This is a genomic window from Aquimarina sp. AU58 (assembly GCF_900312745.1).
GTDB classification, from domain to species: Bacteria; Bacteroidota; Bacteroidia; order Flavobacteriales; family Flavobacteriaceae; genus Aquimarina; species Aquimarina spinulae.
The window spans coordinates 654679-667946 of sequence record NZ_OMPD01000014.1; the positions used below are offsets into that span (position 1 = coordinate 654679).

The 13268-nt window shown below is 32.3% G+C and carries 11 protein-coding genes; 10 read left to right on the forward strand and 1 reads right to left on the reverse strand.

Going from position 1 to position 13268, the window contains the following annotated elements; all coding sequences use genetic code 11:
• Positions 1-75 precede the first annotated feature (75 nt).
• The 5 genes from DK441_RS14225 to DK441_RS14245 all read left to right on the forward strand — a co-directional run bounded on the left by DK441_RS14225 (position 76) and on the right by DK441_RS14245 (position 6325).
• On the forward strand, positions 76-1179 hold the full coding sequence (locus tag DK441_RS14225) for a sensor histidine kinase (protein WP_109851319.1): 1104 nt from the start codon (positions 76-78) through the stop codon (positions 1177-1179).
• A 2-nt stretch (positions 1180-1181) separates the two neighbouring features.
• Complete coding sequence (locus DK441_RS14230; RefSeq protein WP_109851320.1) at positions 1182-1949, forward strand: LytTR family DNA-binding domain-containing protein; 768 nt, start codon at positions 1182-1184, stop codon at positions 1947-1949.
• A 109-nt stretch (positions 1950-2058) separates the two neighbouring features.
• Positions 2059-2508, forward strand: a complete 450-nt coding sequence (nrdG, locus tag DK441_RS14235) for an anaerobic ribonucleoside-triphosphate reductase activating protein (RefSeq protein WP_109851321.1) — start codon at positions 2059-2061, stop codon at positions 2506-2508.
• Positions 2509-2514: 6 nt separating this feature from the next.
• Entirely contained in the window at positions 2515-4371 is a 1857-nt protein-coding gene (nrdD, locus tag DK441_RS14240; RefSeq protein WP_109851322.1) for an anaerobic ribonucleoside-triphosphate reductase, read from the forward strand.
• A gap of 160 nt (positions 4372-4531) precedes the next feature.
• Positions 4532-6325, forward strand: a complete 1794-nt coding sequence (locus DK441_RS14245; RefSeq protein WP_109851323.1) for a hypothetical protein — start codon at positions 4532-4534, stop codon at positions 6323-6325.
• A 20-nt stretch (positions 6326-6345) separates the two neighbouring features.
• Here the strand turns inward: DK441_RS14245 and DK441_RS14250 are convergent, their stop codons facing one another.
• Positions 6346-6795, reverse strand: coding sequence for an Rrf2 family transcriptional regulator (locus DK441_RS14250; protein WP_024772234.1), 450 nt, complete (start codon positions 6793-6795; stop codon positions 6346-6348).
• Positions 6796-6896: 101 nt separating this feature from the next.
• Here DK441_RS14250 and DK441_RS14255 point away from each other — a divergent pair, with 101 nt between their 5' ends.
• From DK441_RS14255 to nadB, 5 genes are all read left to right on the forward strand, one after another.
• Positions 6897-7271: a hypothetical protein gene (locus tag DK441_RS14255; RefSeq protein WP_082994981.1), complete on the forward strand. Its 375-nt coding sequence runs from the start codon at positions 6897-6899 to the stop codon at positions 7269-7271.
• 258 nt (positions 7272-7529) lie between these two features.
• Entirely contained in the window at positions 7530-9596 is a 2067-nt protein-coding gene (locus tag DK441_RS14260; protein ID WP_160112099.1) for a TonB-dependent receptor, read from the forward strand.
• A gap of 24 nt (positions 9597-9620) precedes the next feature.
• A complete protein-coding gene (locus DK441_RS14265) occupies positions 9621-10469 on the forward strand; it encodes a hypothetical protein (protein WP_109851325.1) in 849 nt (282 codons plus the stop codon).
• A 252-nt stretch (positions 10470-10721) separates the two neighbouring features.
• Positions 10722-11666, forward strand: a complete 945-nt coding sequence (gene nadA, locus DK441_RS14270; protein ID WP_109851326.1) for a quinolinate synthase NadA — start codon at positions 10722-10724, stop codon at positions 11664-11666.
• Positions 11667-11673: 7 nt separating this feature from the next.
• Positions 11674-13266, forward strand: coding sequence for an L-aspartate oxidase (nadB, locus tag DK441_RS14275; RefSeq protein ID WP_109851327.1), 1593 nt, complete (start codon positions 11674-11676; stop codon positions 13264-13266).
• The last annotated feature ends 2 nt before the right edge of the window (positions 13267-13268 follow it).

Below are 13268 nucleotides of genomic sequence, written 5' to 3' on the forward strand. Positions count from 1 at the left end.
ATTAAACAAATTTTTATAATAATATATAACTACTTTTAAAAGGAATTTCTAATAACAAATGTATAATTTTTAATTTTGGCGTTTCGTTTTTTAAATCATAAAAACCTTCCTATATCTATAAAAAAGATAGTTTTAGCCGCATTGGCCGTAAGCCTGTTTTTTATTTTAAAAGCGTATACGAATCATTTGATTAATCAATTCAATTATCCGTTTAGCTGGATATTAATTTCTTTAAAAATAGGTATCGCATATTTACTTTGGGTAGGTTTGACACCGCTTGTATATTCTCTGGTAAAAATGCTACAAGATAATAGTACAACTGTTCTATATAAGATTTTAATGTTTACAACAGGTTGTATTGTATTAGCTGTTTTTCATCAAATTTTGAGTTCACGAATAGATGATTTTATAAATTACCTTAATAATGGTTATATGAAATCTTTTTTTGGCCGTAATAGTATAACAGTACTTGTTGTAGGAAGTTTCTCAAGTTTTATAGAATTGCTTGTGATTATTGCTTCTTTTTTAGCTTTGGATTATCAAAAAAAATATATACGAAATCAAAAAGAATTAATTGCGGCACAGTTAAATGCATTACGAATGCAATTGCAACCACATTTTTTGTTTAATACTTTACACTCTATAGCTGCGATGATAGATATTGATACTAAAAATGCACAAAAAATGTTAAGTAAACTAGGTGGTTTATTGCGTAATGTATTAGAATATGATGCAGAACAAATGGTAACGGTTGTCGATGAATTAAACTTTATTAAAAATTATTTAGATTTAGAACAAGTTCGTTATCAAGACAGAGTAACCATAGATTATGATATTTCTGATGATGTTTTGGATATAAAAATTCCGAATATGATTTTTCAGCCTTTAGTAGAAAATGCTGTAAAATACGGGATAATGCCAACGATCGATGATGGTAAAATAGTCATTACAATTAAGCAAGAACATTGTAAAACGTTACAAGAAAATGCTTTGGTTTTGCAAATTACAAATACGTATAATTCTAAAAGTACTATAGAGAAACCAATAGGTACAGGAGTTGGATTAGTGAATATTAGAAAAAGATTGCAGCAATTTTATCAAAATCGTTTTGTGTTTACATCATATTTTCAAACTAAAGAATTATATGTCGCAAGAATCACAATACCAATTATTACATAGTTATGAGATTACGATACATGATTATAGATGATGAATATTTAGCCAGACAGCGTTTAATTAAGTTGTTAGAAAATTTTGAAGATATTACATTGGTTGGAGAGTGTAGAAATGGAAATGAGGCAATAGAAAAAATTACATTAAAAGAACCCGATTTAATCTTTTTAGATATACAAATGCCAGATATGAATGGGTTTAATGTTATTTCTAGATTGCAACATAAGCCTTATGTGATATTTACTACAGCATATGATACTTATGCATTAAAGGCCTTCGAGATAAATGCTGTTGATTACCTTTTAAAACCGTTTGATGAAGAACGACTACATATTACTTTAGACCGAGTTTTTGAGCTTAAAAAAAGAAAAAAAGCATCAAACTTAGAAGATAAGATTAAAAAACTGATCAGTAATTATGAGTCTAAATCTTCTGATTTCTTAAATGAGATTATAATCCATGAAAAAGGCAGAGATGTCGTCATTAGGATAGATGATATCATCTATTTCAAAAGTGATGGTAATTATGTGCAAATTATTACGCAAGACAAAAGGTATCTGCACAGAATAACAATGAATGCTTTATTTGATAGCTTAGATACATTTCAGTTTTTAAGGATTCATCGTTCTCTAATTGTCAATAAAATATATATAAAATCTTGTAAGTATGCCAATAATAATGAGTATCTGTTAAAGCTAAAAAACAATGAAGAACTCATCTCTTCAAGGTCATATAAGCCTTCGATTTCTGATTATTTATCTACATTAGAAACATAATTTTCTTCCTGTTAATAACATTTTTAATAACTCATTTTTATTAATTTAAAAGGAGAAGTTTCTACTCTTATCTTTATAAAAGATAAAAAGGTCTTTTAATAGTGTAATAATGAATTTTTATGATTTTCATATAGTGCTTCAGGAAGTACCAGGGGAAATAAGTATATGTTTTAGTATTTCTGGATGCCCTTTAAGGTGTAAAGGATGTCATTCGCCTTTTTTATGGAAAAAGGGGAGTGGAGAAAAATTAACTAAAAAAAAATATGAAGATATACTCGATAGGTATTCTGGATTTGCCACCTGTGTTGTTTTTATGGGAGGAGAATGGCACAAAAAGGAATTGATAAATTATCTGAAATGTGCTAAAGCCAAAGGATATGAAACCTGTCTTTATACAGGATTAGAAGAAGTAGATGATAAGATTTTAGTTCAATTAACCTGGATTAAAACCGGAAGGTGGAACCAATCTCTGGGAGGATTAGATAGCGAAACCACCAATCAAGAATTTATAGAAGTAAAAACCAATAAACGACTTAATTACTTATTTATTAAAAATTAAAAACTCATGATACGACTTTCAGATGATCAAATAGCAAATAAAATTGATTTTATAACCCATTATTTGGATTCTACAAATGCAGCAGATGGATCCAAAGTAGATGCTAATGCCAATGTGACTTCAAAAAACATTGCGACAATGGAAGCAGAGTTAAATAAAGATATTAATATACAAGTAAATAGAGCCCTGGTAAAACAAAAAATAGCTACTCTGTTTAGCGATGATCTGGCCGAAGAATATTCCAGACAGATAGAATCTCATGAAATTTATGTGCACGATGAGACTTCATTAAAACCATATTGTGTTTCTATAAGTATGTATCCATTCTTATTAGACGGACTCACAAAATTAGGAGGCGAAAGCAAAGCTCCAAAACACCTCGAGAGTTATTGTGGTGAGTTTGTTAACCTTGTCTTCGCAGTAAGTTCTCAGTTCGCCGGGGCATTAGCTACCGTAGAGTTTTTGATGTATTTTGATCATTTTGCTGTTAAAGATCTTGGAGAAGATTATTTACAGACCCACGAAAAACGTATTGCGAATCATTTACAACATGTAGTTTATGCGGTTAATCAACCCGCTGCTGCAAGAGGTTATCAATCCGTATTCTGGAATATTTCTCTATATGATGAAGCCTATTTTAATAGCATGTTTAGTGATTTTGTATTTCCCGATATGACCAAACCAAAATGGGAAAGCGTAAAAAAATTACAAAAATTCTTCATGAAATGGTTTAATAAGGAGCGAAAAAGAGCCGTACTTACTTTTCCTGTAGTTACTGCCGCAATGCTTGTAAAAAATAACGCTCCTGTCGATAGAGAATTTACCGAAATGTGCGCACAAGAATTAAGTGAAGGAAATTCTTTCTTTATTTACCAATCCGAAAATGCAGATAGCTTAGCATCTTGTTGTCGTTTACGAAATGAAATTAGTGATAATACCTTTAGTTATTCTTTAGGTGCAGGAGGGGTAGCAACAGGATCTATAAATGTAATCACTCTTAACATGAATCGGCTGATTCAAAAAAAGACTGATATTGTTGAAGAAGTACAAAAGATTCATAAATACCAGGTTGCTTACAGAAAACTTATAGACGAATATAATGAAGCGGGATTATTGCCTGTTTATCAAGCAGGCTTTATAGCATTAGACAAACAATTTTTAACAGTAGGGATTAATGGTATGGTAGAAGCCGCCGAGAGCCAGGGAATCGAAGCAAGCAATAACACTACATATAAGAATTTTGTGAATACCTATCTAAAAGCAATTTATCAAGAAAATAGAGCAGCAAAAGAAAAATATGGATATATGTTTAACACAGAATTTGTTCCTGCTGAAAATCTGGGGATAAAAAATGCAAAATGGGATAAAGAGGATGGATTATTTGTCCCCAGAGATTGCTATAACTCATATTTCTATGCAGTCGAAGATAATAAAGTAAATTCTCTGGATAAAATAATGTTACATGGTAAAGAAATTATACAATATCTGGATGGCGGCTCTGCACTTCATCTTAACCTTGAAGAGACTCCCAACAAAGACGGATTTATAAAACTAATTCATGCAACAGCTGCTGCAGGATGTAACTATTTCTGTTTTAATATAAGAATTACAATATGTAATGAATGCTCACATATAGATAAGCGCACTTTGTTTGTATGCAATGACTGTGGTTCTCACAATGTAGATCATGCCACCCGGGTAATAGGATATTTAAAACGAGTATCTAATTTTAGTTCTGATCGACAGAGTGAACATCAATTAAGACATTATCATACGCAACATGCGAAACCTAATTTGGTTAATAAAAGAATTGAAGTTTTGACAGAAAAACAACCAGAATATGAAATTGATCGACATGCTTAAAATATAGAAGTTATTAAAACATGATAATTGTCATATTTAGTTCTGATTCCATTAGTGATTTTTGACAGATATATGTATTAGGTTTAATACTATTATTGGTAGCATGATGCTATAGTTCCAATACATATGAATTAACCGGTACTAAACTTAATTCGTTATAATGAAACTACATTCATTTCACATTCCTGTAATGGGAATAGGCTTTACTATTGATACTCCATTAAAAGTTTCTCACCTGGGAATAGATTCTGTTATTTCATTGGTTGATGACATTCTATTAGAAAAACTAAGAAAGATGTATTGTGATACATTCGAAATGCCATATAATGAAATCACAGAAAGTATAGAAGATTTTAGAGCTAAGAGGATTACTTCTTATCTTAATTTGATGAATGATCTTGCAGAAAGAAAGTTTAATCAACTTAAAAATATTACAACAGAATGTAGTAATGAATTGAAACAATATTTCAATATTTTACCAGATACTTCAATACTAAAGCAGCGATTTAAAGGGTTAGCATCCAATGATTTCAATTTTAAAGGGATCAAGGATTTAATAGAAGCCAATTTATCGATGGGCAGTATTGATGTAAATATCATGACCAAAGTTGATAAAGAGAACTATCAAAAAAAAGAGAAACTATCTTCTAAGTACAATGATGCTCATGCAGCACTTAGAGGATATGCCAATAGCGATTTATCTTCATCAGTAATACTTTCTGCAGGAATGAACCCCAGATTGTATAGTTATATGGAAGAGTTTGAAGATTTTTATCCAAACGAGAACGGAGAAATTAAAAAGAAAATAGTTTTAAAAGTAAGTGATTATAGGTCTGCGCTGATACAAGGGAAATTTTTGGCGAAAAAAGGATTGTGGGTTTCAGAATATAGAATCGAATCCGGACTTAATTGCGGGGGTCATGCATTCGCAACAGATGGATATCTTATGGGGCCAATATTAGCTCAGTTTAGAGATCAGAAAGAAGAATTGATTTCTGAAATACATAAGATTATAGCAGAGGTATGGTCTCGTAAAAACCGACATGTTCCGCAATCTCCTTTACCTGTTAAAATCACAGCCCAGGGTGGGGTGGGTACAGCAGAAGAGCATCAGTTTTTATTAGAGCATTACAAGGTAGATTCAGTAGGGTGGGGAACTCCATTTCTTTTGGTACCAGAAGCAACAACAGTCGATAATAGTACATTAGATAAATTAGTAAAAGCCAAAGAAGATGATTTATATCTAAGTGATATCTCTCCTTTGGGAATACCATTTAATAGCCTAAAAGGAAATACAAAAGATCAGGAAAAGTTAACTTTAGTAGAAAAAAACAGGCCTGGTAGCTCATGTCCTAAAAAATTTGTTGCTCTAAATAAAGAATTTACAGAAAAAGGGATATGTACAGCATCACGACAATATCAACATATAAAAATCAAGGAGCTGGATAAAAAAGGTCTTTCTCAGGAAGATTATCAAAGAGAATTTGATCAAATCACAGAAAAATCATGCACCTGTGTTGGTCTGGGAACTTCTGCATTACTGAAATATAACTTAGATACTAAAGTTGAGGGAGAAGGAGTTTCGATATGCCCCGGACCCAATATGGCCTATTTCTCTAAAATTATGAGTTTAAAAGAAATAACAAGCCATATTTATGGAGAATCTGATGAGGTTGTGCGAGCAGATCGACCTAACATGTTCATAAAAGAACTTAACATTTATATAGATTATTTAAAAGATAAGCTTGAAGAAACAAGGCATTCTATAAATGATAAACAGAAAAAATATTTGTCAGTATTTGTCAAAAACTTAAAAGAAGGAGTTTCTTATTATGAAAACATTTTTGGAAGTATAAAAATAGCTTTTGAAAATTCTAAATCTCAAATTTTAAATGATTTGGATAATAGCAAAACGACTTTAAATCAAATAAACTCAGAAATTGATGATTTGTAAATGATATCTAGGTAAAGCTATTATTTTAGATCAAATCCTTTTAAAGAAATTACGGTTCCTTCTACTTCAATTTCCTCAACAAGTTTAGAAATCGTTTTATCTCTAAATTCATTTAATATTTTTTTCTTGAATGGAGATACGGTAGAATGTACAGGACATGGATTTTTATCGCTGCATTTTGATAGCCCTAAAAAACATTTATCAAATTTATGGGTACCATCGATGCAACAGATAACATCCCAAACTGATTTCTCTTTATTTTTTTTATCCAGAAAAAACCCACCCCCAGGACCTTTAGTAGAGGAAACCAACTTATTAGAGGTTAATTGCCTTAATAATTTGGCCAAAAAAGGTTGAGGAGTCTCTAATTCTTCGGCAATTTTTTTTACTCCTATTTTATGAGTCTCATCAGAGTGTATTGCTAGATAAAGGATTGCTCTTATAGCATATTTACAAGCGTTAGATAGCATAATAGCTTTTTTTTAGATCAAATATAATAAAAAAGATCGTTTTGTCTTTTTTGTGACTTTTATCATATTTTTCTTCTTGTAATAGGAGCTATATTTGCCGCATGAAAAGTACGGTAATTCTATTCGTTGCTCTCCTGATGCTTATCAAGCCTCTTTGGCCAGTAGGAGAGTATATCATGAATTATGATTACATCGTAAAAAACCTCTGTATAAATAAAGATAGGCCTAGATTAAAGTGTGATGGTAAATGCTATTTAAAAAAACAATTAGCCAAAGAATCCGACTCAGAAAATAATCCATTCAAAGACAAAAAATCTAAGAATGAGATTCAGCATATTGTTTTTTTTCAACTATTACTTGATTTCGATTTAAAAAATGAACCAGAAAACACAGTTGAGAACAATTATAAAACTACACAAGAAATAATTTCCAAATTACTTATTACAGATATTTCTCCACCTCCAGAGTTTGGGTAATTCAATATGAACTCATTTGTACTTTTTGTTTTAAACAAAAATTTAAGATTTTTTGCCATGATGAATCCTTTTTTGAGAAGCATAGCTATAGCTAGGTTATGAAAAAAAGTAAAAATTAAAGTGAATAAGAAAAATTTGCAGCAAAAAATAAAAGCTTACATGAGTTCAACGAGTGTATGGGTTATAAAGGTATAGTATACCTCAATCATGTGTACACAAACTTATTTATATGTTGAATTATTTCTAAAATATATTCTAATGAAAACCAATATTGGTGTGACCTCTTTGTATAGGATTTTGAGGGCACCGTTTAAAAGGGTAAATATGCTATGGTATATCCTGCTTTTTCAAATTACCCCCGGTTGGGTTAATGCCCAGGAAGAAATCCTAAACAAAGAGCCAGATACTATTATGCCTATCAATCTGGAAGAAGTGATTTTGATATCTGCCAGAAAAGAATTGGATTATCAAAAACAACCCAAACCATTATCGTCGTTAGATGAATACCTGGAGCTTTCACAAAAAGTGAGTATGATAAAACGAGGAGCCTATGCTTGGGAACCTGCGCTAAATAATATGACATCAGAAAGACTTTCTGTTACTATTGATGGGATGCGAATCTTTGGTGCGTGTACAGATAAAATGGACCCTATTACCTCTTATGTAGATGTATCCAACCTTGCTAAAGCCCATGTTGCATCGGGACAACAAGGATCAGAATATGGAAACTGTATAGGAGGCGCAATAGATCTGGAGTTAGATAAAAGCAATTTTAGAGAAACAGGATTCAAAGCAAGTTTAGAAGATGGATTCGAAACCAATAACCAATTAGTGGTTCTGGGGGCAGAAGCCAATTATTCAAATTCTGATTTTTATGTAGATGGAGATATCATTTATCGCAAAGCGGAAAACTATACCGCAGGAAATGGAGAAGAAATCAATTTTTCTCAATATACAAAGTATAATGTTTCTGTTAATGCAGGGTATAAGATTGATAAAAACAAGGTACTTACAGCAACTGCTATTTATGATGAAGCACGAGATGTAGGGTATCCTGCATTACCCATGGATGTTTCTTTGGCACGTGCAATTATTGCATCTATAGGTTTCGAACAAAATACTATAGGTGTATTTAGCGATTGGAAGTCGAAAGTGTACTTTAATAAAGTTACTCATGTGATGGATGATTCTCAAAGACCAGATGTACCTATTCGAATGGATATGCCGGGATGGAGTGATACATATGGGTTTTTCTCTGAAGTGAATTTGAAAACCAAAAAACAACACTTTTTGATGAAATGGGACGGATTTTACAATAAATCTCTTGCAGAAATGACAATGTACCCCAATAATCCCAATGAGAACCCTATGTTTATGCTTACTTGGCCTGATGTACGAACTTGGAATACAGGTTTATATGCTGAAGATAAGATCAGTTTTAAAAAAAGTTCTTTAAAGCTATCTGCGAGATTAGCTGTGCAAAACAATACTATAGCTGATGATTTTGGACTTAACAGTCTCAGAATCTTTTATCCAGAGATGGAAGAATCCAAAACACGTTTTCTTAAAAGTGCTTCGCTGCAATATCATAAACATTTAGAGCCTATTCATATCAATGCTGGACTGTCTTATGGAGAACGAGCACCATCAGTATCAGAAGGATATGGATTTTATCTTTTTAACAGTTTTGATAATCACGATTATATTGGTGACCCTAACTTAAAAAATGAACAATCTATAGAGACTAATGCTAAAATTTCGTTAGAAAAATCCAAATTAAAAATTGCTCTGGAAGGAAATATTTTTCGAATGCCTAATTACATTATTGGTGAGGTAAATGAATCGCTTAGTACTATGACAATTGGTGCTGATGGAGTAAAAATATATGAAAACCTAGAGTATGCCGATTTGATTAATGTGTCTTTGAGTACAGAATACAAAATCATACCAGAACTTGGATGGTCTGCTTCGGTATCCTACCATCAGGGAAAAGATGATACCAATCGCAATTTGCCTTTTATAAGTCCTATATCGTATCGATCCGGGATTCAGTATAATAAAAGGAGTTTTTCAGGAGAAGTTACCATGAAAGGTGCTGGAGATCAAATAAATTTTAATCCAGAATTTGGAGAAGATAAAACATCGGCCTACATCATTTTTTCTCTAACTCTAGGAAAAACCTTTTACCTAAATAACGATGTGGTATATGCCAAGGCAGGTGTAGAAAATATTTTTGATGAATACTATTCAACGTATACAGATTGGAAAAATGTTCCTCGAATGGGGCGTAATTTCTTCATCACATTTTCATACAAAGTCAATTAAAAAAACATAATTAAAAATAAACAAATGAAAACCATAAAATTAATTTTTACAGTAATCATACTTTCAACCATTTTTGTCTCATGTAGTTCTGATGATGACGAAATGATAGTAAATCCTATGGAAGGATTTAACCTGGTAACTTCTTTTGATGCTAACAATCATTCTATAGAATTGTATTCTAAGAAGAACGATTTTAGCATTGGATATAATGAAGTGTACATACGTATTAAAGATATGGCGACAAAAAATTATGTTTCTCTATCCGAAATTTCTTGGATGCCTATGATGCATATGACACAAATGGAACACTCTTGTCCAAAATCTACCTTGACTGTTACCGAAGACAAGACGGTTTCTAAAGGGTTCTTGGTTTTTCAAATGCCAGGCAATGCAGATGAATATTGGGATCTTACCATTACCTATAAAATTAATGGAGAAGAATTCACGACAAAGAAAACCATAGATGTAATATCACCGGCAGATGGTAAGCAAAAAGTAAACACATTCATGGGTAGTGATGGTACTCGCTATATTTTGACTATGACTGGACCGGTAGATCCAAAAGTTGCAGTAAATGATTTTAGTGCGATGCTTTTTAAAATGGAAAATATGATGACTTTTCCTGTAGTAGAAAATTATAAAATTACAGTAGATCCTCGAATGCCTAGTATGGGTAATCATAGCTCGCCAAATAATGAAGATTTGAGCTATGATGGTACATCAAAAATGTACAATGGAAAATTATCACTAACCATGACAGGGTATTGGAAAATTAACTTGAAATTATTAAACGAATCTCAAGAAGTACTAAAAGGAGAAGACGTTACCGCGGATAACCTTGAAAGCAGTTTATTTTTTGAAATTGAGTTTTAAATTTCTCTTTTCTTTTTATGAAATGAGCCATAACAATAGAGTGAATACCAGCCGGGATGTTCAATGGTGAATTCCATATGACAATTAAAAAACAATAAAAAAGAACAGATGAAAGGCCACTCGAAAGAGAGGCCTTTTTTATGATATATAAATGTGCTGTATGGTGAAATAACATAAAAAAGACTTTTTTGTCTTTAATTATGACTTTTGTCATAGTATTCATATTCAAAGACCTCTATTTTTCGCGATGTAATGAATAGTATTGTAAAAGTGGAGTTAAAAGAAAAAATAAACAAAATAAAAGAAGAAAAAAATGCTGTAATCCTTGCACATTATTATCAACGGCCAGAAATACAAGAGGTTGCTGATTATGTTGGAGATAGTTTAGGACTATCCCAAAAAGCAGCAGAAATTGATGCAGATATTATTGTCTTTGCAGGTGTGCACTTTATGGCAGAGACTGCGAAAATCCTTAACCCTGCAAAAAAAGTAGTTTTACCAGATTTAACCGCCGGTTGCTCATTAGCAGATTCCTGCCCTCCCAATGCATTTGGTTCTTTTGTAGCATCATATCCTGATCATATTGTGATTACCTATATCAATTGTTCGGCAGAAATTAAAGCAATGAGTGATTTGGTTTGCACCTCTTCTAATGCACTTAAAATTGTAGAATCGGTACCAAAGGATACCCCTATTATTTTTGCTCCGGATAAGAATCTGGGTAAATACATCATAAAACAAACCGGTAGAGATATGTTGCTTTGGGACGGTAGTTGTATAGTACACGAAGCATTCTGTATCGATAAATTATTGGATTTGTATCAAGACAATCCTGGGTCGGTAATTATAGCACATCCAGAATCTGAAGAGCATATTTTGAAAACCGCAAAGTATATAGGCTCTACTGCCGGAATGATAAACTATGTAAAAGAACATCCAAAAGAGAAATTTATAGTAGCTACAGAGGCAGGTATTTTACATGAAATGAAAAAGGAAGTACCAGATACAATCTTGATTCCGGCTCCGACCGAAGAAGATAACACTTGTGCTTGTAGTGAGTGTAGTTATATGAAGGTGAATACGCTTCAAAAATTGTATGATTGCTTGCTTAATGAAACCCCCGAAATAAATGTAGCCGAAAATGTGAGACAAAAAGCATTAACTCCAATTGTTCGAATGTTAGAACTTTCCAAATAAAAGGATGATGATATCGGTAGATTATTTAGTAATTGGATCAGGTGCAGCTGGATTAACTTTTGCAGTTAAAATAGCAGAAAAATTTAAAGATAAAAAAGTTTGTATAGTCACAAAGGCAGATGATGACGAATCTAATACAAAATATGCCCAGGGAGGTGTAGCTGTTGTATTAGATACCGAAGAAGACTCTTTTCAAAAACATATACAAGATACTTTGATTGCCGGTGATGGTTTATGCAATCCTGAAGTAGTTAAAATGGTCGTTAAAGAAGGTCCCAAAAGACTTAACGATCTAATACAATGGGGTGCTAATTTTGATTTAGATTATAATGGGAATTTAGACCTTGGTAAAGAAGGAGGACATTCTGAATATCGTATTGTTCACCATAAAGATATTACAGGTCGCGAAATAGAAACAGCATTACTAGCTCGTATTCATCAATTGCCAAATGTTAACATATTGAGTCATCATTTTGCGATCGATCTGATCACAGAACACCAATTACAAATACAAGATCACGAAAATATTTCTTGCTATGGAGCTTATGTTCTGAATCAAAAAACAGGAGAAATAAAAACGATAAAAGCTACAGTAACATTATTAGCAACAGGAGGCATTGGCAAAATATATGGTCATACTACTAATCCGGTTATAGCAACAGGTGATGGCATTGCGATGGCATACAGAGCAAAGGCAAGAATTAAAGATATGGAATTTGTTCAGTTTCACCCAACAGCATTATACGAGGATAAAGATGGGCAATCGTTCTTAATATCTGAAGCAGTAAGAGGTTTTGGTGCATATTTACGAAGTAAGAATGGACATAGGTTTATGTTAGATTATGACTCAAGAGGAGAACTTGCTTCCCGAGATATAGTCTCAAAAAGTATAGATAACGAACTTAAAAAATATGGGGATTCTTGTGTTTATTTAGACTGTACACATCTTCAGATAGAGGATTTTAAAAAACATTTCCCCACAATTTATAAAAAATGCACAGCTAATCATATTAATGTAGAAAAAGATTGGATTCCGGTAGTTCCTGCATCTCATTATTTATGTGGCGGTATTGAAGTTGACAAAAATGGAATGACATCTGTTCAGAATTTATTTGCCTGTGGAGAATGTTCCAGAACAGGCTTGCATGGAGCAAACAGGTTAGCTTCAAACTCTTTGTTAGAAGCTTTAGTATATGCGCATAACAGTTACAAATACCTATGTTCTAATGTTGTACAATCGGTTTCAATATCTATTCCTGATTGGAATGACCAGGGAACTCATGTCAATGAAGAACACATTATCATAAAACATAATACCAGGCAATTACAGGCCTTGATGAGAGACTATGTAGGTATTGTACGTAGTAACCACCGTTTGATAAAAGCAAAAGAACATTTGGATTTAATGTATAGAGAAGTAGAAGAACTATATAAGGATTCGAAGATAAACACAGCATTATGTGAATTACGAAACATGATTAATATTGCACACTTGATTATTGGACAATCTTTAGAAAGAAAAGAAAATAAAGGAGGATATTTTAATATAGATAATAGTGCTTTTCCAGAAATTACAGAAATACAGAACCCCCTAATATAGTA

What these genes read in the sequence shown, in the direction of transcription:
- DK441_RS14230 (WP_109851320.1), top strand. Translation starts at nt 1,182, where the DNA reads ATGAGATTACGATACATGATTATAGATGATGAATATTTAGCCAGACAG.
- nrdG (WP_109851321.1), top strand. Translation starts at nt 2,059, where the DNA reads ATGAATTTTTATGATTTTCATATAGTGCTTCAGGAAGTACCAGGGGAA.
- nrdD (WP_109851322.1), top strand. Translation starts at nt 2,515, where the DNA reads ATGATACGACTTTCAGATGATCAAATAGCAAATAAAATTGATTTTATA.
- DK441_RS14245 (WP_109851323.1), top strand. Translation starts at nt 4,532, where the DNA reads ATGAAACTACATTCATTTCACATTCCTGTAATGGGAATAGGCTTTACT.
- DK441_RS14250 (WP_024772234.1), bottom strand. Translation starts at nt 6,795, where the DNA reads ATGCTATCTAACGCTTGTAAATATGCTATAAGAGCAATCCTTTATCTA.
- DK441_RS14255 (WP_082994981.1), top strand. Translation starts at nt 6,897, where the DNA reads ATGAAAAGTACGGTAATTCTATTCGTTGCTCTCCTGATGCTTATCAAG.
- DK441_RS14260 (WP_160112099.1), top strand. Translation starts at nt 7,530, where the DNA reads ATGAAAACCAATATTGGTGTGACCTCTTTGTATAGGATTTTGAGGGCA.
- DK441_RS14265 (WP_109851325.1), top strand. Translation starts at nt 9,621, where the DNA reads ATGAAAACCATAAAATTAATTTTTACAGTAATCATACTTTCAACCATT.
- nadA (WP_109851326.1), top strand. Translation starts at nt 10,722, where the DNA reads ATGAATAGTATTGTAAAAGTGGAGTTAAAAGAAAAAATAAACAAAATA.
- nadB (WP_109851327.1), top strand. Translation starts at nt 11,674, where the DNA reads ATGATATCGGTAGATTATTTAGTAATTGGATCAGGTGCAGCTGGATTA.